Origin of the sequence: Paraburkholderia sejongensis (assembly GCF_020880815.1) — a bacterium.
Taxonomy (GTDB): Bacteria; Pseudomonadota; Gammaproteobacteria; order Burkholderiales; family Burkholderiaceae; genus Paraburkholderia; species Paraburkholderia sejongensis.
Map to the genome: position 1 here is coordinate 179,752 of NZ_JAJITD010000006.1, position 21,204 is coordinate 200,955.

Genomic DNA, 21,204 nt, shown 5'->3' on the forward strand with positions numbered 1-21,204 from the left:
TATTCTTCCCCCACGCAGAAGGTGATATTCGATGACCTCAACTAGCCGTCGCCGTTTCCTGCAGACCGTCGCATCGTCGGCCGGCGCCGCCGCCGCGATGACCGCGTTGCCCGAGTCGATCCGCAATGCACTGGCCGTGCCGGCGTTTTCGCGCACCGGCACGATCAACGATGTCGAGCACATCGTCGTGTTCATGCAGGAAAACCGCTCGTTCGACCACTACCTCGGCCATCTGCGCGGCGTGCGCGGCTACAACGACCGCTTCCCGATTCCGCTGCCCGGCGGCAAGCCGGTCTGGTATCAGCCGTCGAAGGCGGACGCGACCAAGCCGGTGCTGCCGTTCCATCTGAACACCGCGACGACCAGCGCGCAATGCGTCGGCGATCTCGATCACTCGTGGTACAAGACCCACGCGGCGATCGACGGCGGCCGTTACGACCAGTGGCCCGCCAACAAGACCGACATGACGATGGGCTATCACCTGCGCAGCGATATCCCGTTCCATTACGCGCTGGCCGATGCATTCACGGTCTGCGATGCGTACTTCTGCTCGCTGCCGGGACCGACCCACCCGAACCGCTCGTACCTGATGACCGGCACGGTCGATCCGACCGGCAACTTCGGCGGCCCGCTGCTCGACAACAACGATTGGGTGGACGGCGACGGTCCGCCGAACTATCAGTTGCTGTCCTGGACCACCTACCCGGAACGCCTGCAAAACGCCGGCATTTCGTGGCAGATCTATCAGCAGGGGCTGACCGGCGCCGATCCGCTGAACGGCAACTACGGCACCAACATCCTGCAGAACTTCACGAACTTCATCAACGCGCAGCCGGGCTCGCCGCTCTATGAGCGCGCGCAGACCGTGCGCACGATCGAAGACCTGAAGGCCGACGTGCTTGCTAACCGTCTGCCGCAAGTGTCGTGGCTGTGCCCGCCGGCCGCGTACTCGGAGCATCCGCAATACACGCCCGCGTACGGCGCCGAATACACGTCGCAGATTCTCGACGCGCTGACGTCGAACCCCGAAGTGTGGAGCAAGACCGTGCTGTTCATCATGTACGACGAGAACGACGGCTTCTTCGATCACATCGTGCCGCCGCAACCGGCGACCACGGCCGCGCAAGGCAAGTCGACGGTCACGACCGACGGCGAAATCCACAACGTCGTCAATCCGCAGCGCGGCGGCAGCTACACCGCCGACGGTTTGCCCTACGGCCTCGGCCCGCGCGTGCCGATGACGATCGTGTCGCCGTGGAGCAAGGGCGGCTTCGTGTGCTCGCAGGTGTTCGATCACACGTCGGTGATCCGCTTCATCGAAACGCGGTTCGGCGTGCACGAGCCGAACATCACGCCGTGGCGTCGCGCGGTGTGCGGCGATCTGACGACCGCATTCGACTTCCGCACGCCGGACTCGAAGATGCCGTCGCTGCCGGACACCAGCAACTACAAGAGCATCGCCGACAATCAATGCGCGACGCAGCCGAAGCCGACCGTGCCGGCGACGCCGGGCGCGATCGATGCGCAGGAAGCGGGCATCCGTTTCGCGCGCGCGTTGCCTTACGAGCTGCATGTGAACGGCGCGGCCGACGTGCACAAGAACAGCTTTACGCTGTCGATCGGCAACACCGGCGAGCAGGGCGCGCACTTCTATGTGTACGCATCGAACCGCGGCGACGGTCCGTGGCGCTACACGGTCGAAGCCGGCAAGTCGCTCAGCGATACGTTCGATCTGACCTCGACGAACGGCGTCTACACGTTCGAGGTATTCGGTCCGAACGGCTTCGTGCGCAAGTTCGCCGGTAACACCCAGACAAATACGCAGGCAAATACGCAAGGCGGCCAGAAAGGTCACGTGACCGGACACGGCAACGGCACGCCGGCACAGCCGGAAGTGACCGCGCAATACGATGTCGCGAACGGCAACGTGTTCCTGAAGTTCAACAACCGCGGCGGCGCGCTCGCGCGGCTGAGCGTGACCGACAACGCGTACGGCGCGAAGCCGCGCAGCGTGCTGGTGCCGGCCAACTCGCAAGTCGAGGAAGGCTGGGTGCTCGCATCGAGCCATCACTGGTACGACCTGACGGTGACGAGCAGCGACGACGCGAGCTTTTCGCGCCGCTTCGCCGGTCACGTCGAAAACGGCCGGCCGAGCATCAGCGATCCGGCCGCGGTCGCGCCGGTGTTGACGGTGAGCTGAGCAAAACGATTGGCATCGCGAACAACGCGCACACCGAGCGTGATGGACCGGACGGCGTCAGCTATCTGGTCGGCAGAAAGCAGCAACCGTAGCGACGGCCGGCGCGCCGCTCGAAGCAGCGGCGCGCCGTCATGACTTCATCTGCGTCACGCCCCCAGCAACACGCCAGTCCTGATCGGCCGCGTACCGGTGACGCGGCCGAGCGGCGCGCCCGCGGTCACGAAGCGGATCGCACGCCGCATATACAGCACCCCTTCGGTCTGGCTCGCAATCGTGGTGGTTTCGTCGCTCAACGGATCGACGATATCGAACAGCGGCTGGCCGACCCGGATCGTGTCGCCAATCTTCGCGCGATGCACGAGGATCCCGCTCACCGGCGCATAGAACTGCTCGCTGCCTGCGAGCGGCGTGGCCGGCGACAGCAGCGGCGGCAACGGCTTCGCGTCGCCGCGAATCGCACCGCGCCACACCAGGTAGTCGATCAGCGCGTCCGCATCCTGCTGCGCGGCTTCGTACGACACATCGCGCTGGCCGCGGCATTCGACCGTCACCGCGATCGAACCGGTCGGCACCGGCTTGTCCGCCGGCATCCGCTGTTGCAGCGTCCACCACAGCAGGCTGTGGGTTTCGTCGAACGCGCCGGCGCCGGAGTCGGTCGCGAGCAGCGACGCCTCGGCGCCCAGGTAACGCGACAACGGCTCGAACTCGGCCCACGCCGCTTCGCTCGTGTACACGTGCATCGCCGCTTCGAGCGAGCAATGCAGATCGATCACCACGTCCGCATCGAACGACAGCTTCAACAGCGCCAGTTGCAGCGAGTCGAATTCGGTCAACGGCTTCTGCTGGTCCAGCTGCGCGCCGACCAACGCGCGCACGATGCGCCTGTTCTCTTGCGCATCGGCGCCGAGCGCATGTTCGGCCTGCTCCACCAGCTTCGCGAACTGCACGAAATGCCGGTTGAAATTCTTGCCGCTCCCCAGATCGAAGCGGCCGACGAACTGGCCGAGCACGTATTGCCCGAGCCCGACCGGATTCGCGACCGGCACCAGCACGATTTCAGCGTTCAGCGCGCCGGCCTTTTCGAGTTCCAGCAGACGGCGTTTGAGCAGCACGGTGGTCAGCATCGCGGGTGTTTCGTCCGCATGCAGCGAGGCCTGCACGTAGATCTTCTGCGCGCCGCCGGTGCCACCATTGCCGCCGCTGCCGCCTGCCGGGCCGAAATGAAACGCCACCAGTTCGCGATGCGTGCCGATCGCGGGCGACAGAAGCGGAATCGATTGCCTGTTCATGAGTGGAGAAACGGTGAAGTGAATTTTTTAGAAGAAGCTGCCGCAGGCTGAAAAAGGCCCATTGCGATCAATCGGAGTCGACCGGGATCGACCAGAATCAATTGCCGTACGGATCGAAGTCGAAGTACTTCTTCGCAATCTGCGCATACGTGCCGTCTTTGCGCATCGACGCGATCGCCTCGTTGATCGACGCCTGCACCGCCGTTTCATCCTTGCGCAGGCCGATCCCGACGCCGCGATCGCCCATCGACAGCGGCCCGCCGACGAACGTGAAGCCCTTGCCCGCGGGCGTGCGCAGAAAGCCGTAATCCGCTTCGACGGTGCCGAGCAGCGCGCCGTCGAGCCGGCCATTTTGCAGATCGGCGAACACTTCGTCCTGGCTCTTGTACGCGGTCACATGCGCACCGAGCGGCGCCCAGTTCTTCAGCGCATAGCTCTCGAACTGGGTGCCGGTCTGCACGCCGATCTGCTTGCCCGCCAGCGCATTGGCGTCGGCCGCTAGCGGCGAGCCCTGGCGCGCGATCAGGTGCGACTTGAACTGGAACAGCTTCGACGAGAACAGGATCTGCTGCTCGCGCTTGTCGGTAATCGCCATCGACGACAGCACCGCGTCGATCTTGCGCGCCTGCAACGCAGGAATCATTCCGGAAAATTCGAGTTCGACCCATTGGCAATGCGCGTGAATGCGCTTGCAGATCTCGTTGCCGAGATCGACATCGAAGCCTTTCAGGCTGCCGTCGGGCGCTTTCGAGTCCATCGGCGGATAAGTCGGGTCGATGCCCAGACGCAGCGTGTTCGGGTCGGCGGCAAACGCGCCGCTGCTGTAAGTCAGCGCGGCGCAGAGGATCGTCAGCGGAAGTTTCATGAGGGCGAGCCGGTGAGATGGATGAGCGGGACAGCGTGATCCTATGCGGGCGCCGCGCCTCGAAGAAGCCCCGTTCGGACTATCATGATCACTTTTACCGATCACACATTCCGGCCTCATGGCGTTGACCCTCTCCCAGCTGCGCGCGTTCACCGCGGTCGCCGAACATGGCAGCATCCGCGCGGCGTCGCGCGCGCTCGGCATTGCGCAGAGCGGCATCACGCAGCAATTGCAGAATCTCGAAGCGATGCTCGGCGCGACGCTGTTTACCCGCACCAATCGCGGCATCGCGCTGACCGCGCTCGGGCAGCGGCTGTTGCAACGGGCCGGCGCGATCCTCGGCGAGTGCGAGCGCGCCGAGCAGGAGGTCCAGCAGTTGCGCGGCGATTACGCGGGCGAGGTCACGTTCGGGATGACGACCGAGCCGCTCGTCGATGCGTTCGCGCCGGTCCTGATGGAGTTTCGCGCGCGCTTCGAGCGGGTCGCCGTGCATCTGCGCACCGGCACCTCGCGGATGATGATTTCGTGGATTCGCGAAGGCACGCTCGATTTCGCGGTCGCGCTGGTGTCGAAACGGACCGACACCGCCGATCTGTCGGTCACGCCGCTGTATCCGTCCGATCCGGTAATCGTCTGCCGGAAAGGACATCCGCGGGCGCGCGCGAAGTCGCTGGCCGAACTGGTCGATTGCCCGTGGGTGACCACGCGTTCGCCGAATCTGACCGAGGAGCCGCATGTGAACCGGCTCAGCCATCTGTTCGAGAGCCACGGACTGCCCGCGCCGAAGATCGTCGCGACCGTCGAGGGTCTGTATGAAACGCTCCATCTGGTCGGCGCGACCGATTGCCTGTCGCTGGAGGCGTCGGTGATCGCCAGGCGCGGACCGTTCGCGGAACGGCTGACCACGATCGACGTGCGCGAGCGCGCCCCCGCGCAGAACGTCTGTCTGCTGCAACGCGCGGCGCTTCCGCTGACGCCGGCCGCGCAGGAGTTCGCGACGATGGTCGCGTCGTACACCCGTACGGTGCGGGCGCGGTAAGCGCGGCGGACGCGTCGCTGCCGGTATTTTCGCCGCCCGCATAGGACCTTGGTCCAATAGGCCCCACCTGGTGCCGCCCCTACTATTTCCGATAGCGGCGCCGAACGGTACAAGGGAGCCACGCCGGATTCCCCCGGCAAGCCAGGCGGGTTGTCTGGAGACCCTTGCGGGGTCCCGCGAGGAGAAAATCGATGCTACCCACGCAGACCGCCCGCAGGGGGCTATCCCGGGAATTGCTCGACGTACTGATCCGCGCCGGCCTCGTCGCGGTGCTGGCCATCGCCTGCTTCCGCGTGTTCGTGCCGTTCCTGAACCTGATGGTGTGGGCCGTGATCCTCGCGATTACGCTCTATCCGCTGCAGGCCAGACTGCGCGCGCGGCTGGGCGGCAAGGACGGGCTCGTCGCGACGCTGATCATCCTGATTTCGTTCGCGGTGATTCTGGTCCCGACCTATGCGCTCGGCGTCGCGGTCGCTCATTCGCTCGAACGCGCGATGGACATCTTCCGCAGCGGCGACTTCCGGATTCCGCCGCCGGCCGACTCCGTCGCCGCGTGGCCGCTGGTCGGCCGACGGGTCTACGACTTCTGGGCCCAGGCGTCGACCGATCTGACCGGCCTCGTGCAAAAGTTCGCGCCGCAGTTGAAGGAAGCGGGCGTCGCGTTGCTCGGCACCGTGACCGGACTCGGCGCGGGACTGCTGGTGTTCTTCGTCGCGCTGATCGTCGCCGGCATTCTGATGGCGTACGGCGAGAAGGGCCATCGCAGCGCGGTGCAGATCGCGTCGCGCATTTCCGGCCTCGAAAACGGCCCGCAGATCGCCGACCTGTGCACGTCCACGATCCGCGCGGTCGCGCAAGGCGTGGTCGGCATCGCGTTCATACAGATGCTGCTGATCGGCATCGGCTTCATCGTGATGGGCATCCCCGGCGCCGGCCTGCTCGCGCTCGCGGTGCTGCTGATCGGCATCATGCAGTTGCCCGCCACGCTGATCACGATACCGGTGATCGTGTTCGTGATCCTGACCGAAGGTGTCAGCACCGCGACGGTCATCTTCTCGGTCTACGTGTTCGTCGCCGGTCTCGCCGACAACGTGCTCAAGCCGCTGCTGCTCGGGCGCGGCGTCGCGGTGCCGATGCCGGTCGTGCTGATCGGCGCGCTCGGCGGAATGGTCACGGGCGGGGTGATCGGACTGTTCATCGGGCCCGTGATGCTGGCGGTCGGATATCAGCTGTTCTGGCGCTGGGTCAACGACCAGCCGGAACCCAAGCCGTGTCAGACACACGTCGAACCCTGAGACGACGGGGACGGCGTCGTGTCGCCTTCACTGCACGCATCGGCAACGGCGGCGCGGCCGCGCGCGGCGCTGTTCGTGGCCGCGCCGGCGCTGTGCGTGGTGGTGGGTGTCGCGGCGTCGGTCAGCGGCTGCATTCAGGTCGGTCCGGATTTTCATCCGCAGCATGAAGCGTGGAGCGAGCACTGGAGCAGCGCGTCGATCGAGCAGCTCACGCGCCAGGCCGCGCAGCCCGACGTCCGCCAATGGTGGCAGGTCTTCGACGACCGCAACCTCGAACAACTGATGGCTCAGGCCGACGCCGGCAACGGCGATCTGAAGATCGCCGGCCTGCGCGTGATCGAGGCGCGCGCGCAACTGGGCATCGCGCTCGCGGGCCGCTACCCGCAGGTGCAGCAGGCCAACGCCGACGCGCTGTATTCGGCGGGCCGGCGCTCGGATGGCTTCGGCAATTCGCGCTCGAGCGGCGCCTGGCAGTATGGAGCAAGTTTCAGCATCGGCTGGGAACTCGACTTCTGGGGGCGCTTCAGCCGCGCGATCGAATCCGCCGATGCCGGTTTCTTCGCCGCCCAGGCCAATCGCGACGCCGCGCTGGTGCTGTTGCATGCGCAACTCGCCGATACCTATTTCACGCTGCGTACCGCCGAAGCGCGGCTGCGGATCGCGCGCGACAACGCGGCTTTGCAAAAACGCAGCTACGACATCGCGCAGAAGCTGTTCAAGAGCGGCGAGAGCGACGAACTCGATCTGCAGCAGGCGAACACGCAATACCTGGGAACGCTAAGCAGCATCCCCGATCTCGAGAGTCAGATCGTGCTCGCGCAGCATGCGCTGTCGGTGCTGCTCGGCCGGCCGCCGGGCCCGCTGCCCGAACTCGACGTGCAGCCCGGCAAGGAAGGCGTGCTGCCGCTCGTCGATCGCGCGGTATTGCAGCAGGTGCCCGCCGAGCTACTGTTGCGGCGTCCCGACGTACTCGCGGCCGAGTATCAGATGGCCGCGCAATCGGCGTTGATCGGCGTCGCGAAAGCCGATCTGTATCCGTCCGTGACGTTGCTCGGTTCGCTCGTGTGGAGCGCCAGTGCGCTCGCCGGCGCGCCGAGCACGCTGGCGCTCGCGGCCGGCCCCAGCGTCACGTGGAACGTGTTCGATCACGGCAGGATCGTCAACAACGTGCGCGTGCAGGACGTGCGGCTGCAACAGCTGACCGTCGCGTATCAGAACACCGTGCGCGAAGCGGCGCGCGAGGCCGACGATGCGGCGACCGCGATGCTCGCCGCGCTGCGGCGCGACCGGATTCTGGACGACGCGCAGGGGGCCGCACGGCGCTCGCTGACGCTCGCCAATACGATCTACCGCGAAGGCTATTCGGACTTTCAGCGCGTGCTCGATGCGCAGCGCGCGTTGTTCGCGCAACAGGATGCGTACGTGGTCAACCGCAGCAATTCGATTGGCAGTCTGATCGCGCTGTACAAGGCGCTGGGCGGCGGCTGGTATGCGGAGCAGCCGCTGATCGACAGCGCGACGCGCGCGCAGATGCAACAGCGCACCGATTGGGGCGATCTGTTGAACGACGTGAGCGCGCCGGGGGCTGCTGCTGCCGCTCCTGCCGCCGCGCAGGGGGCCTCGCGATGAGCGATACGTCCAAGTCCTCCGGCGCCGCGCCGGCAAGTGCGGACGCTTCGGCTTCGCCAGCGGCGGCACCGCCACCGGCACCTGCACCGGCCCCGGCGGCACCGCCCCCGCCGCCATCATCGCCGCCGGCCGCCGAGCCTTCCGGCCGCGCGTTGAAGTGGGTAATCGGTCTGATCGTCGTCAGCCTGATCTGGTATCTGCTGGCCGATCGCCTGACGCCGTACACGCAACAGGCGCGCGTGCAGGCCTACGTCGTGCCGGTCGCCGCGGAAGTGTCGGGACGCGTGACGCGAGTCGCGGTGCACGACAACCAGCAGGTCAACGCCGGCGACCTGCTGTTCGAAGTCGATGGCGAGCAATACCGGCTCGCCGCCGATCGCGCGCGCGCCGATCTGGAGACCACGCGCCGCCAGCTCGGCGCGAGCACCGCCGGGATCGATTCGGCGCGCGCGTCGCTGCGCGCGGCGATCGCGAACGAAGTCAAGGCGGCTCAGGACAGCGACCGTCTGGAAAGGCTGTACCGCGAAGACGAAGGCACCGTATCGCTGCGACGACTCGAAGTCGCGCGCGCGACTCACGAGCAGGCGCGCAGCCAAGTGGCGGCAGCACGCGCGGAGGTCGAACGCGCGCGCGAGCAGCAAGGCGGCGCGGAGCCGGACAACGCGCAGTTGCGCAGCGCGGCCGCGGCGCTCGCGAAAGCGGAACTCGATCTCGCGAATACGCGTGTGAACGCGCGCAGCGGCGGCGTGATCACCGATCTGCGTACCGAAGTCGGCCAGTTCACCGCGGCGGGCAATCCGGTAATGACGCTGATCGCGATCCGCGATGTGTGGATCAGCGCGGATATGACCGAAAACAATCTCGGCCATTTGCAGCCGGGCACCGAGGTGGCCATCGCACTCGATGCACTGCCCGGCGAGATTTTCCACGGCCGGATTCGCAGCATCGGCTACGGCGTGAGCGTCGGCCAGCCTACCGCGCCCGGCGCGTTGCCGTCGATCCAGAACAGCCGCGACTGGCTACGTCCCGCGCAGCGTTTTCCGGTGCTCGTCGAATTCGATGCAAACGAACGCGCCCGTTTGCGCAACGTCCGGGTCGGCGGGCAAGCCGAGGTGATGGCGTTTCCGAGTGCGAACAATCCGCTCAATCCGCTGGGCAGGCTGTTTCTGCGCGCGATGAGTTGGGTCTCCTATCTTTACTGAACCGAACGACGCAATGAGCACGCTAGACCCCAGGCTGCTGGTTTCCGGACAGCGCGCGCTACGAATGGCAAGCGGCACCGCGCTGTGTCTCGCGCTCAGCTTCGCGCTCGGCTTGCCGATTCCGGTCGTGGCGCCCGTGTTCGCGGTGTTCCTGCTGGCGACGCAGACCCGCCCGCTGTCGTTGCGGCAGGCGCTGGCCGTCGCGCTGGTGGTCGGCCTGACCGCGGGCAGCGGTCTGTTGCTGGTGCCGCTGCTGCGCCACTATGCATTGGCCGGCGTGCTGCTGATCGCGCTGCTGCTGTTCGTCGCCTTTCGCTATGGGCTGCGCGGCGGCAGCAGTCTGGTCGCGACCTTCCTCGCCGCCGGCCTGACGATGATTTCCGCGGCGGGGACCGCGGACCTGCAACTGGCGGCGACCGTCGTCGGCGCGCTGGTCAAGGGGCTGCTGCTGGCGTTGCTGGTCTCGATCGTCGCGCACCGGCTGTTTCCCGACAACGCGGCAGCTCGGCCCGCGCCGGCCGCCGCGCGCGTGTCCGACGCCCAGGCGACGTACATCGCGCTGCGCGCCGCACTCGTGGTGATGCCCGCGTATCTGCTGGCGCTCACCGATCCGGCCAGCTATATGCCGATCATCATGAAATCCGTCAGCCTCGGCCGGCAAAGCTGCACCGCGACCGCGCGCAGCGCAGCGCGCGATCTGCTCGGCTCGACGCTGCTCGGCGGCCTTCTCGCAATCGCATTCTGGTTTGCTCTCAAGCTGTTCCCGCAACTATGGATGTTCTTTCTATGGATGCTGCTGTTCGGTCTGCTGGTCGGGCGCAAGCTGTTCCGGCTCGCGCCGACCCGCAACTCGCCGGGCTTCTGGCTGAACGGCCTCGTCACGATGATCATTTTGCTCGGCCAGTCGGTGCAGGACAGCGCGGCCGGCAAGGACGTGTATCGCGCGTTCGCGATCCGCATGGGGCTGTTCGTGGCCGTCACGCTTTACGCGTGCGGGATGATTCTGATCCTCGACCGCAGGCGCGTTAGCCGCGACGCCGGGGAGACAGCGTGATAGACGATCCCGAACGCAGCGCCGTCAAACGGGTGGGCGCGCGCGAAATCCTGCGCGAGTTCTGCGTGACGCTGTGGTACATGCGCACGATCCTGGGCTTCATGCTCGGGCTGTTCGTCGTGCTCAGTATTGCGATGTACTACTACGGCGGTGCGGTCGAGACCGTGAACAGAACGCCTGCGTCGCTCGGACAAACCTGGTATTTGTGCGCGATTACCGCACTGACGATCGGCTATGGCGACGTCGTGCCGACCACCGCGTTCGGGCGCATCGATGCGGTGCTGCTCGGACTGATCGGGCTGCTGTTCATCGGCCTGATTACAGCCGCGGCGGTCAGAGGCGTGCAGGAGGCCGCGCATGGCGCGGCCCCGCACAATCAGTAGCGATCCGCGAAACACGAGTAATACGCCCCAACCGACAGGAATGCGCAATGTGCGTGCTTTGGGTATCCGCCAGGTCAGCCTGCAGACGTGCCGCCGGATTGTGCGGGTGGCTCGCGCTCGCGTTGACCCTGTTGCCATGCGCCACCTACGCGCAGAACCCGCCGGGCCAGCTATCGAGCAATACGGTGATCGGCGGCAACGTGAAGCGGCACGCGGACGCCGTGCTCGCGGTGATGAGCTACACGACGGTGCCGGACGTGACCACCAGCAACCTGTCGGTGAACAACGGGCTGACCGGCAATCCCGGTTTCGCGCAGTCGCAGTTCGGCGGCGGCTTCACGCTCAGCAAGAAGTTTCCGCTGTACCTGGAAGGCACGCTCGCGTATAGCCGCTACGATCCGGTATTCGTCGCGACCGATGGCGCGGAGCAGCGCTCGGTGCCGACCGCGTGGAACACGTTCAGCGGCACCGTGGGTATCGGCTGGGACTTTCGGATCACTGACGAACTGGTGTTCCGGCCGATCCTGAACGGAACGATCGGGCGCGTGTCCAGCGATCTGAAAGTGGGGCAAACGATCTTCAATCACGTCACCGACAGCAACCTGCAGTTTCTCCAGAACGGCTCGCTCGATGCGTACGGCTACGGCGGCTCGCTGGTGCTCGACTACGAGCACTATCGGGAGAACTACGAGATCGATGCCGAGCTACGCGCGACCGACATCTATCTACGCAGTTTCGGCGGCTCGTCCGAAGCGGTGCAGGGGTCGGCGATGGCGCAGCAGGTGAGTCTCTGGACCCGCTGGCGCGCGCCCACCGGCTGGCGCGCGCTCGACCGGCCGGTGCGCTATGTGCTCGAAGCCGCGTACTCGCACTACTTCGGCGACAGCGCCGGCGTGCTGGGTTTCAATGACCTCACGTCGCTCGGCGTCGGCCTCGAACTCGACAGCAGCAAATATCCGATCATCATCACGCGCACGCGGGCGATGGTGCGCTATGTGTTCGGGCACAACGTGCACGGCATATCGTTCGGGTTCGCGATCAGTTTCTAGCAGGCTTCGAGCGCGAGCAATTCGTCGATATGTTGCCGGCGCCGGATCAGCCGCGCGTGACCGTGCTCGATCAACACTTCGGGCGCGAGCGGCCGGCTGTTGTAGTTCGATGACATCGACGCACCGTACGCGCCAGCGTCATGAAACACGATCAGGTCGCCCACCGCGGGCGCCGGCAACTCACGACTCGTGACGATGCCGCCTTCGGCCTGCGTGAACACGTCGCCCGCTTCGCACAGCGGACCCGCTACCGTGCAAGCGGCGGCCGGCGCGCTGCTCGGCGTGCCGTCGGGCTTCAGCACACTGATCTCGTGATGGCTGCCATAGAACGATGGCCGCACCAGATCGTTGAAGCCCGCGTCGATCAGCGCGAATTGCCGCGACGGTCGCCGGCTCAGCGCATGCACTTCGGCGACCAGCGCGCCCGCCTGCGCGACCAGAAAGCGCCCCGGCTCGATTTCGAGTCGCACCCGATGACCGAAATGCGCTTCGATGCGCTGGCGCGCGTCGTCCCACAGGCGGAAGTAATGCGCGGTATCGACCGCCGCGTCGCCGTCGCGATACGGGACCGACAGACCGCCGCCCGCCGAAATCGCTTCGATATCGTGATCGAGTTGCGCGACCGCATCGACCATCGCGTCGCAGACGCGCGCCAGATGCGTGTAATCGACGCCGGAGCCGATATGCATGTGCAGCCCGACGAGCTTGAGCCGGTAGCGGCGCACGAGTTCGAGCGCGCGCGGCAGGTCGTCGCGCCAGATGCCGTGCTTGCTGTGCTCGCCGCCGGTGTTGGTCTTGTTGCTGTGGCCATGGCCGAAGCCCGGATTGATTCGAAGCCACACGCGATGGCCTTCGCTCGCGTGGCGGCCGAGCCGCTCGAGCATGTCGAGCGAGCCGGCGTTGACGGTGATGTTGTGCGCGAGCACGGTGGCGAGTGTCGCGTGGTCGAGAACGTCGGCGGTGAAGACGACGCCTTCGGCCGCGTGGTGCGGGGTGGATTCAGCGGCGGGTTCGGCCGCAGGTTCAGCCGCGGGTTCGGCCTTAAAGCCCGCAGCAAAACTACGCGCGAGTTCACCCGCCGAAACCGCATCGACCACCACCCCTTCCGCGCGCATCAGCTTCAGGATATGCAGGTTCGAACACGCCTTCTGCGCGAAGCGGATCGTATCGAAGCTGCGCAGTTCGGCGATGCGCTGGCGGATCGTAGCGGCGTCATAAACCCACAGAGGCGTGCCGTATCGGCGCGCGAGTTCGGCGAGTTGGCGCGGATTGAAGGGTGTCATGTTGCGTTCCATGTCGGGGCGTGATGAAGCAGAAGCAAGCAGAAGCCGACATGATGCGGTTCACTCTTCATTCAGTAAAATACCAATTTGTCGCTCGGCTATTCACTACTGATATAGGGCCGCAAATGGCACTCACGCACCGCCACATCGAAGTATTTCGCGCGCTGATGACCGCCGGCAGCGTCACCAAGGCGGCCGAGATGCTGTTCACGTCGCAGCCCACCGTGAGCCGCGAACTCGCGCGGATGGAGCAAAGCATCGGCTTCGCGCTGTTCGAGCGCGTGCAGGGCCGCTTGCGCCCCACTCAGGCGGCGCTGACGCTGTTCGACGAAATCCGGCGTGCGTATGTCGGACTCGAACGGGTCGCATCGACGGCGGCCGCGCTGCGTGCATTCAAGGGCGGCCAGTTGTCGGCGATCGCGCTGCCGATGTTCTCGCATTCGATCCTGCCGGGCGCGGTCAAACGCTTTCACGATGCGCAGGCGGGCGTCAGCGTATCGATCGCGACGCAGGAATCGCCATTTCTGGAGGAATGGCTGACCGCGCAGCGCTACGACCTCGGCCTCACCGAGCACGATCGCCCGCCGCCCGGCACGCGCCTGACGCCGCTGCTCGAAGTCGATGAAGTGTGCGTGCTGCCCGATGGGCATCCGCTGCTCGGCAAGCGTGTGATTGCGTTGAAAGACTTCGCGGACCAGCCGTTCATCAGCCTGTCCGCGAACGATCCGTACCGGCTGCAAATCGACGAAGCATTCGCGCAAGCGGGCATCGAGCGTCGGTTGGTGGTCGAAACGCCGACTGCGGTTTCCGTGTGCAGCTTCGTGCGGCAAGGGCTTGGCATCGCGATCGTCAATCCGCTGACCGCGATCGACTTCGCCGGCCGCGATCTGCACATTCGGCCGCTTGCGCTGTCACTGCCGTTTCGGGTCAGCGTGATCCGTCCCGAACACCGGCCCGCGCAACCGCTCGTGGATGCGTTCGTCGAAGCGCTGCAAAGCGAAGCCGCGGGGCTGCGACTACAATTGAAACGCCACACCGGGCAGAGACGGTCAGCGTAATTCGAGCGGTTGATGCGGTCGTAACACGGTGATACCGCGGTAATACGCGGTCAGAACGCAGTCACGACGGCAGTCCCTCTTCTCACTCTCGAGCGAAGCCGCGCCGAACCCGGCGCGTTCGCCGGTACCGCCCCGCCGGTCATCCGCCCCGCACACCGGGCACGTTTCAAGCTCAACTCAACTGCATACCGATGCGGGCGCGCCTCACGCCCGCGTCATGTCGGAGTCCTTAAACGTCGTAGGCCATCAACAGGAGTTCCCAAATGATGAATCGAGACAATCCCGTCTGGCTGATTACCGGCTGTTCGACCGGCTTCGGCCGCGAACTCGCGAAGCTCGTGCTCGAACGCGGCTGGCGCGCGGTCGTCACCGCGCGCGATGCGTCGAAAGTGACGGACATCGCCGCGGGTCACGGCGACCGCGCGCTGGTGCTGCCGCTCGACGTAACCAATCGCGCGCAGATCGCCACCGTCGTCGAGCAGGCGAAGCGCCACTTCGGCCGCATCGACGCGCTCGTCAACAACGCGGGCTATGGCTATCTGGCCGCGATCGAGGAAGGTGAGGACAGCGAAGTCCGCGCGATGTTCGAGACCAACGTGTTCGGTCTCATCGACATGACGAAAGCGGTGCTGCCGATCATGCGCGAGCAGCGCAGCGGGTTGATCGTCAACGTGTCGTCGATCGGGGGGGTGACGAGTTTCGCGGCGACCGGCTACTACCACGCGACCAAATATGCGGTGGAAGGTCTGTCGGAATCGCTCGCGCTCGAAGTGAAGCCCCTCGGCATCGGCGTGCTGATCGTCGAGCCGGGGCCATTCCGCACCAATTGGGCGGGACCGTCGATCAAGGAATCGGCCATCCGGCTCGACGCATACGAGGCGACCGCCGGCGAGCGCCGCAAGCAAACCGCCGCGCGCAGCGGCAACCAGGCGGGCGACCCGGTGCGTGCCGCGCAGGCGATCATCGATGCCGCGCTATCGGACCAACCCCCATTACGCCTGCTGCTCGGCAAGACCGCGCTCGATCTCGCCTACAAGAAACTCGAGTTGATGCGCGCGGATTTCGACAACTGGCGGGCGACCACTGAGGGAGCGGATTACCCGGAATGAACTGCGTGGAACAAACGCGTTAAAACTCCACCAGCGCAAAATCTTCCTTACCCACATCGCACAGCGGGCAGCGCCAGTCGGCCGGCACATCGGCCCAGCGGGTGCCCGGCGCGATGCCTTCTTCCGGCAGGCCGGCCGCTTCGTCGTAGACCCAGCCGCAAATCACACAGACCCATTGCTTGAAGTCGTCGGCGGACCCGGCCTGCTCCGCCGCGGGCGCAGCCGATGCGTCGAGCAGCGGCGCGTCGATTCTGGGCGTCGCATCCAGACTGACGACCAGCGGCGCGACCGTGCCGCTGCCGGTTCCCGCGAGCCGCGCCTGCAGGCTGTCGAACAGACGCTGAGCCTCGTCCTGGGTCAGATCGATCCAGTACGGATCGCCGGCGCCGTCGTTGAGTCGCTCGGGGGAAAACTGGATTTCTACGGCTACGCCCTTCTTGTACATGGCAATCGGAATAATCTCGGAGGGGCCGGCGACGCGCGCCGGTTGGCGGTGGCTCGCGCGCGGCGGGCCGTGTGTCAGTGCGACTGCAGCAGCAGGTTCAGTGCGATCGATGCGATCAGCCCGGCGCCGCCGATGAGGCCGAGCAGTTGCATCAGAGTGAGGGATTTACGCGAGGCGGTGGTGGTTTGTTGCGTGGTCACGGAAGTATCTTGAAGTTCGAAAAAAGCGTCATGGTACACGGGTGCATCACGGGCCCAGGCCGACTTGGCGCAAACTCGCGCGCAATAACCGGGCGGCGCGACATTATCGCCGCTTGCGTGTCGCGCATTGTCTACGGCGGGGAGATGGATTAATTCGCGCAGGACGGCAAACCCGCGCGCGACGGGCGGCGCCAACGCTTACGCAGCAGCGCCGAAACAAAAGTGTGGATTTTGAGCGCGGAAAACGCTCCGCACATAACAGCAACGACGAGCGACTTCCGCGAGCAATTTCCCCGAGCAATTACAGCGCGCCGGCCGCGCTCAGGTCTTGGCGAGCGGATTGCCGTGACGCGAATCCCAGAAGCGGATCACCGCGGTGTCGCCGGTGCCGGCGCCCACCACCTGATCCGGCGCGCCGCACTCGCGCAGCAGCGCGCGCAGATCGTTGATGACCGGGAACACCTCGTGATTCCAGTCGGCGCCCTGCGAGTCGTGCGCGCGTTGCTCGGCCTCGACGATCTCGCGGTCCTCCTTGAAGATGCGTTCGGTAAACCACACCAGCAGCGGCCACGCGAGATTCAGCACGCCCGGAATGCCGGGCTTGCGAATCGATAGCAGCCCGAACGTTCGATTGGTGCGCTGCTCGCGATCGAGCGGCACGTAGATGATCCACAGATCCATCACCAGCGTCTGCTCCGCGTTGCGGATCTGCAGCGTCTGGAACGGATACTCGGTGCGGATCGTCATCACGTCCTTGTCGTTGTGGCCGCCGGTCTTGCGGTTCTGGCCGAACACGATCGCCTCGCCGAGCGGCTGCTGACCGGCCATCCGCGCGAACGTGTAATCGACCTCGACCCAGCCGTCGCCTTTGCGCCGCCCGAGCGAGCGCGCGCGCATCTGGCCCATCTGGCGGCGATGCAGAAACTGATGGTTCATGTCCATCAGGTTCTCGTGCATGAACGAGTAATGACATTTGACCGGACGGCCGAAGCGGCGCGTCTTGTACTTCGGGTCCGACACCGAGCCGAGCGCCGGCAGCGGCCGCTGTTCGGCGAGCGCGGCGTCGCCCGGGAACACGAAGATCAGCCCTTCGACTTCCTGACACGGATACGAGCGCACGCCGTTGGGCAGACGCTCGCGGCCCAGATACGGCACGTCGATGCACTTGCCGGAGCAGTCGTAGGTCCAGCCGTGATAGCCGCAGCGAATCGATTCGCCGTCGACCACCCCTTGATGCAGCGGCACCTGGCGATGCGCGCAACGGTCTTCGAGCGCGAACACCTTGCCGCTCTCGGTGCGCGCGAGCACGATCGGGTCGCCCGCGAAGGTCACGCCATGCGTCTTGCCGCGCTTCACTTCATGCGACCACGCGAGCGGATACCAGTAATCCGGATGGATACCGACACGGCGCAGATCGCGCACCGGCGCGCTGCTGGCGGCGTGGCCGGGAGCGTGCGCGTGAGCGCCGGCTGCCGACGCGGGAGAAGCGCAATGCTGCGGCGCTGCCGGAGCCGGCGAGGCGGCCACGGTTGCGTCGGCGAGATCTTGTTCGAGCGGGGGAACAGCATGCATGGGTCAAGCCTCCGTGCACGAGCGGATAGTGGGTCGTCGCGCTGCGATTCGCGCGCGACATCGAATGTGAGTCTACTAGATGCAGCCGGCCGATGGGTCCAGCGCAGGCACCCGCCCGCTGTCGCCGCGCCGCTTGCGCGCGCCCCCGCGTCCCGCCGGCGTCAGCGCTCGTCGTCCGCGACCAGGCCGGAGCGCCGTTGCAGGCCCCATGCGCGACCGCCGCGCAGAAACTGCAGCCAGCCGAGCGCCGCGCCGAGATGACGGACGAGCTGGAACGTGAACGGCTCGGCGAGCGCCGCGAGCATCGCCATGCCGAGACTGTTGCCGCTGCGCTCGCCGGTCCAGCGCCGGTACAGGTGGATGCTCCACAGGTAGAACGCGAGATCGATCGCGGTCTTCAGGCCGATCACGCTGAAGATCGACACGACGATCGCGCCGTGGCCGCCGACGAGGAAACCGAGCAGCAACCCGAACGCGGTCAGTCCGTAGACCGGCTGCATCGTGTCGAACGCCTTGACCGGCAGCATCAGTGTGCCGAGCGTGCCGTAACGCGGGTTGCCGGTCATGTCGCGATTCCAGTACTGCGTCTGCAGGAAGCCGGCGAACCAGCGGCGGCGCTGGCGCAGAAAGCTCGCGAGGTGATCGGGCGCGTCGGTGCGCGCATGCGCGTGGCCGACCACCCGCACGTCCCAGCCGAGGCCGTGATCGACCGAATAGCGGCGCAGCCGGTGAATCAGTTCGTAATCTTCGACGAGGCACTGCGGATCGAAGCCGCCGACCGCGACCAGCGCGTCGCGCCGGAACGATGCGAACGCGCCGGAGATCAGCAGCAGGCTGTCCGCGCGCATCCACGCGAAACGCGCGATGAAATTGCGCATGTACTCGTAGGTCTGGAACCACTGGAACACGCGCCCCGACAGCGACTTGCCGCAGACCGGAACGAGGATCCCGGCCGCCGCGACCAGCTGCGGATCGCTCGCGAACGCGGCGCGCATCGCGTAGGTCGCGTCGTCGTCGAGCAGCGTGTCGGCATCGACGGTCATCACGGTGTCGGTCGTCATCACCGTGATCGCCGCGTTCAGCGCGCGCGCCTTGCCGCCGTGCGGCACGCGCAGCCAGTAAAGATTCGGATGCAGTGCGCTCGGCGCGCTCAGCACGCCGTCGGCGGCGGGCGTCAGGCCGAAGCGTGCGGTTAGCAGCTCGCGGGTCGCGTCGGTCGAGCCGTCGTCGGCGATCACGATCTGCGCGGGGCCGTGGGTCTGACGCAGCAGCGCGGCCAGCGTGACCGGCAGCACCGCCGCCTCGTTATGCGACGCGACGATCACGCCCATGCCCGGCAGGTCGCGCCGCTCGTAGGCGGCTTCGAGCGGCGCCGTGCGGCGCAGGAGCGGCAGCGATTTCCACGTGACGAACGCGAGCAGCAGCGTGTCGTAGACGACGTACGCAATCCCGGTCGACCACGCGAGCGCGCCTTGCAGAAAGAACGCGCGCGCGAACAGCAGCAGCCACAGCACGACGACGCCGGCATGGATCAACGTGCTGGCGAGCGTCGGGCGACGCGGCAGGATGCGCGGCGACGCTAGAGCGAGGGCTTGTTCGAGGGTGTTCTTCAAGGGGTGATGTGGGTTTGGCGTTGGCGTTGGTGATTTAAGAGTGGCGGCGCGGTCGCTGGCGCGTCACGGCGCCATGCGCTTCAATACCGACTTTCGATCGATCCACTCATGCTTCAGCGCGCCGCCGATATGCATCGCCAGCAACGCATAAAGCGCGTAGCCGAGCCACGTATGCAGCGCGCCGAAACGGTCGTGCAAGCTCTCGCGCAGCGCCGGTTCTGCGCGCATCACATAGCCGATGCGCGGCCACTCGAACAGGCCGAACCAATGCATCGGATGGGTCGCCGCGTCTTTCCACGCCGAATCGTGCAGCCAGCCGGACAGCGGCAAGCCGATCATCAGCAGATACAGCGCGAAGTGCGCGAGATGCGCGGCGCCCTTCTCCCACGCCGGAAACTCGCGCGGCAACGGCGGCGGCCGATGCGACACGCGCCACAGAATCCGCAGCAGCGCGAGCCCGAGCACGGTGATGCCGATCGACTTGTGCGTATCGATCACCGGACGCACCCAGTCGTCCGGCAGCGACTCGGCGCTCAGACCGAGCACGACGTTGGCGATGATCAGCAGCGCGATCAGCCAGTGCAGCACGATCGCAATGCGCGTGTAGCGCGGCGGGGAAGCTGCATCGGTCGATCCGGCGAGAGTGTCCGCTTCGGTGTTCATGGTGGTTCCGTTCGCACAGACGCGCAGGTCTGCGAAAGCTGGTTGAAATCCGGTCGCTCGAAGCGCGATCCGTGAACGTGGCTGACGGCTGCCAACCGCGCCGCGCGACATCCGTCCGATGACTAACGCGCGAACGTGCGCTTTTATTCCTGGAAGCGCTTAACGAGCAGGGTCCATTATCGGCGCTGTCGCCGTTGCCGCGCAGTTTCCGCCCGCGAAGGCCGTGCCGCGGCCCGGCGTCGATGAAGTCGGATCGCCGATCCGTTCGGCAACCGGCTGCGGTTCGGTTAGCCTCGCCGGATGCAGTGGCCTTTCGCGCACGGACTTCGCGCGGCATTCCAGCACGCGGCCTTCGCACCCGCCGCCGTCAGCCCTCGCGCAGACTTCGTAAAACGTCGAGCACATGCGCTGTGGCGGCCTCGCCGCTGCCCGCCCGATAGGCAAGCCCCAGTTGCCGCCACAACGCCGGCCGTAACGGCCGCGTAACGATTCGCTCGTCCGCCGGCAGCGCGCGGCCGCTTTCCTGCGGCAGCAACGCCGCGCCGTATCCGGCCGCGACGAGACTTCTGATCGCGTCCGCGTAGTTGAGCTGAATGCGCGGACTCGGGTGCTGGCCGGCGGCGCTGAACCATTCGGTCGTCAGGCGCGACAGACGGGTGCCTGCGTCGTTGAGGATCAGCGGTTTCGCCGCCAGCCATTGCGGCGTGATGCGCGCCGGACACCGCCACTGCGCCGGCATCAGCGCGACCACCGGATCGCGCCGCCAGCGTTCGATCGACAGTCCTTTGACCGGCGGCTGAGGCAGCGCGACGATGCCGACGTCGAGCGATTCGTCCGCCAGTCTGGCAAGCGTCTGCGCGGAAGTCAGCACGGCGATCTGCACATCGATACCGGGATGCTCGTTCGCGAGTCGTCCCAGAGCTTGCGGCAGCAGGTTCGCGATCGCGCTGGTCGACGCGCCGAGCCGAACCCGCCCGCCCAATCCTTCGGCCTGGCGCCGCACGTCGTCGAATGCATGTTCGGCATCGCTCAGCAACTGCCGCGCATGCCCGATCAGCGTCTCGCCGATCGCCGACGGCCGCACCTGGCCGCGTTTGCGCGACAGTAACGGCGCGCCGACGCGGCTTTCCAGCTCTGCGATATGCAGACTCACGGTCGGCGGTGCGAGATGAAGCACGCGAGCGGCCTCGGCAAAAGAACCGAGGTCGGCGATCACGACTAGCGTGCGCAAGCGATCGAGGCTGATTTCTCTCATC

General features: G+C 66.2%; 19 protein-coding genes. 10 read left to right on the forward strand and 9 right to left on the reverse strand.

All coding sequences use genetic code 11. The features are described from left to right. Positions 1 to 31 precede the first annotated feature (31 nt). Positions 32 to 2,200 carry a phosphocholine-specific phospholipase C gene (locus LJ656_RS13780; protein ID WP_230509962.1) on the forward strand — a complete coding sequence of 723 codons (2,169 nt, stop codon included), beginning with the start codon at positions 32 to 34 and terminating at the stop codon, positions 2,198 to 2,200. 146 nt (positions 2,201 to 2,346) lie between these two features. Here LJ656_RS13780 and LJ656_RS13785 read toward each other — a convergent pair whose 3' ends face one another. Further along, a complete protein-coding gene (locus LJ656_RS13785; protein ID WP_230509963.1) occupies positions 2,347 to 3,489 on the reverse strand; it encodes a succinylglutamate desuccinylase/aspartoacylase family protein in 1,143 nt (380 codons plus the stop codon). A gap of 97 nt (positions 3,490 to 3,586) precedes the next feature. Then, positions 3,587 to 4,354 carry a transporter substrate-binding domain-containing protein gene (locus tag LJ656_RS13790; RefSeq protein ID WP_230509964.1) on the reverse strand — a complete coding sequence of 256 codons (768 nt, stop codon included), beginning with the start codon at positions 4,352 to 4,354 and terminating at the stop codon, positions 3,587 to 3,589. 118 nt (positions 4,355 to 4,472) lie between these two features. Here LJ656_RS13790 and LJ656_RS13795 point away from each other — a divergent pair, with 118 nt between their 5' ends. The 7 genes from LJ656_RS13795 to LJ656_RS13825 all read left to right on the forward strand — a co-directional run bounded on the left by LJ656_RS13795 (position 4,473) and on the right by LJ656_RS13825 (position 12,005). Then, positions 4,473 to 5,393 (forward strand): LysR substrate-binding domain-containing protein, encoded by a 921-nt coding sequence (locus LJ656_RS13795; RefSeq protein ID WP_230509965.1) that lies wholly within the window; start codon positions 4,473 to 4,475, stop codon positions 5,391 to 5,393. A gap of 191 nt (positions 5,394 to 5,584) precedes the next feature. Then, a complete protein-coding gene (locus LJ656_RS13800) occupies positions 5,585 to 6,688 on the forward strand; it encodes an AI-2E family transporter (RefSeq protein WP_230509966.1) in 1,104 nt (367 codons plus the stop codon). 75 nt (positions 6,689 to 6,763) lie between these two features. After that, positions 6,764 to 8,317, forward strand: a complete 1,554-nt coding sequence (locus LJ656_RS13805; protein ID WP_230510183.1) for an efflux transporter outer membrane subunit — start codon at positions 6,764 to 6,766, stop codon at positions 8,315 to 8,317. 152 nt (positions 8,318 to 8,469) lie between these two features. Beyond that, complete coding sequence (locus LJ656_RS13810; RefSeq protein ID WP_230509967.1) at positions 8,470 to 9,519, forward strand: HlyD family secretion protein; 1,050 nt, start codon at positions 8,470 to 8,472, stop codon at positions 9,517 to 9,519. A 13-nt stretch (positions 9,520 to 9,532) separates the two neighbouring features. Continuing rightward, positions 9,533 to 10,573, forward strand: coding sequence for a DUF2955 domain-containing protein (locus tag LJ656_RS13815; protein WP_230509968.1), 1,041 nt, complete (start codon positions 9,533 to 9,535; stop codon positions 10,571 to 10,573). A gap of 80 nt (positions 10,574 to 10,653) precedes the next feature. Then, complete coding sequence (locus LJ656_RS13820; RefSeq protein WP_230510184.1) at positions 10,654 to 10,956, forward strand: ion channel; 303 nt, start codon at positions 10,654 to 10,656, stop codon at positions 10,954 to 10,956. 47 nt (positions 10,957 to 11,003) lie between these two features. Further along, entirely contained in the window at positions 11,004 to 12,005 is a 1,002-nt protein-coding gene (locus LJ656_RS13825) for a hypothetical protein (protein WP_425605930.1), read from the forward strand. Here the strand turns inward: LJ656_RS13825 and lysA are convergent. Further along, positions 12,002 to 13,288, reverse strand: a complete 1,287-nt coding sequence (lysA, locus tag LJ656_RS13830) for a diaminopimelate decarboxylase (RefSeq protein ID WP_230509970.1) — start codon at positions 13,286 to 13,288, stop codon at positions 12,002 to 12,004. The genes LJ656_RS13825 and lysA overlap by 4 nt on opposite strands. A 125-nt stretch (positions 13,289 to 13,413) precedes the next feature. On the opposite strand from lysA, the gene LJ656_RS13835 reads away from it, so the two are divergent. Then, entirely contained in the window at positions 13,414 to 14,346 is a 933-nt protein-coding gene (locus LJ656_RS13835; protein WP_230509971.1) for a LysR family transcriptional regulator, read from the forward strand. A gap of 263 nt (positions 14,347 to 14,609) precedes the next feature. After that, positions 14,610 to 15,455 carry an oxidoreductase gene (locus LJ656_RS13840; protein ID WP_230509972.1) on the forward strand — a complete coding sequence of 282 codons (846 nt, stop codon included), beginning with the start codon at positions 14,610 to 14,612 and terminating at the stop codon, positions 15,453 to 15,455. A gap of 19 nt (positions 15,456 to 15,474) precedes the next feature. On the opposite strand, the gene LJ656_RS13845 is transcribed toward LJ656_RS13840, so the two are convergent. The 6 genes from LJ656_RS13845 to LJ656_RS13865 all read right to left on the reverse strand — a co-directional run bounded on the left by LJ656_RS13845 (position 15,475) and on the right by LJ656_RS13865 (position 21,203). Further along, entirely contained in the window at positions 15,475 to 15,900 is a 426-nt protein-coding gene (locus LJ656_RS13845; protein WP_230509973.1) for a rubredoxin, read from the reverse strand. A 74-nt stretch (positions 15,901 to 15,974) separates the two neighbouring features. Beyond that, the gene (locus tag LJ656_RS34865) at positions 15,975 to 16,100 is read right to left on the reverse strand and encodes a hypothetical protein (protein ID WP_268998625.1); all 126 of its coding nucleotides are present in this window, start codon (positions 16,098 to 16,100) and stop codon (positions 15,975 to 15,977) included. Between the two features lie 321 nt (positions 16,101 to 16,421). Beyond that, positions 16,422 to 17,672: an aromatic ring-hydroxylating oxygenase subunit alpha gene (locus tag LJ656_RS13850; RefSeq protein ID WP_230509974.1), complete on the reverse strand. Its 1,251-nt coding sequence runs from the start codon at positions 17,670 to 17,672 to the stop codon at positions 16,422 to 16,424. Between the two features lie 161 nt (positions 17,673 to 17,833). Further along, the gene (locus LJ656_RS13855) at positions 17,834 to 19,285 is read right to left on the reverse strand and encodes a glycosyltransferase family 2 protein (protein ID WP_230509975.1); all 1,452 of its coding nucleotides are present in this window, start codon (positions 19,283 to 19,285) and stop codon (positions 17,834 to 17,836) included. A 63-nt stretch (positions 19,286 to 19,348) separates the two neighbouring features. Next, positions 19,349 to 19,948 carry a cytochrome b gene (locus LJ656_RS13860; RefSeq protein ID WP_230509976.1) on the reverse strand — a complete coding sequence of 200 codons (600 nt, stop codon included), beginning with the start codon at positions 19,946 to 19,948 and terminating at the stop codon, positions 19,349 to 19,351. 367 nt (positions 19,949 to 20,315) lie between these two features. Then, positions 20,316 to 21,203 carry a LysR family transcriptional regulator gene (locus LJ656_RS13865; RefSeq protein WP_230509977.1) on the reverse strand — a complete coding sequence of 296 codons (888 nt, stop codon included), beginning with the start codon at positions 21,201 to 21,203 and terminating at the stop codon, positions 20,316 to 20,318. Position 21,204 lies beyond the last annotated feature (1 nt).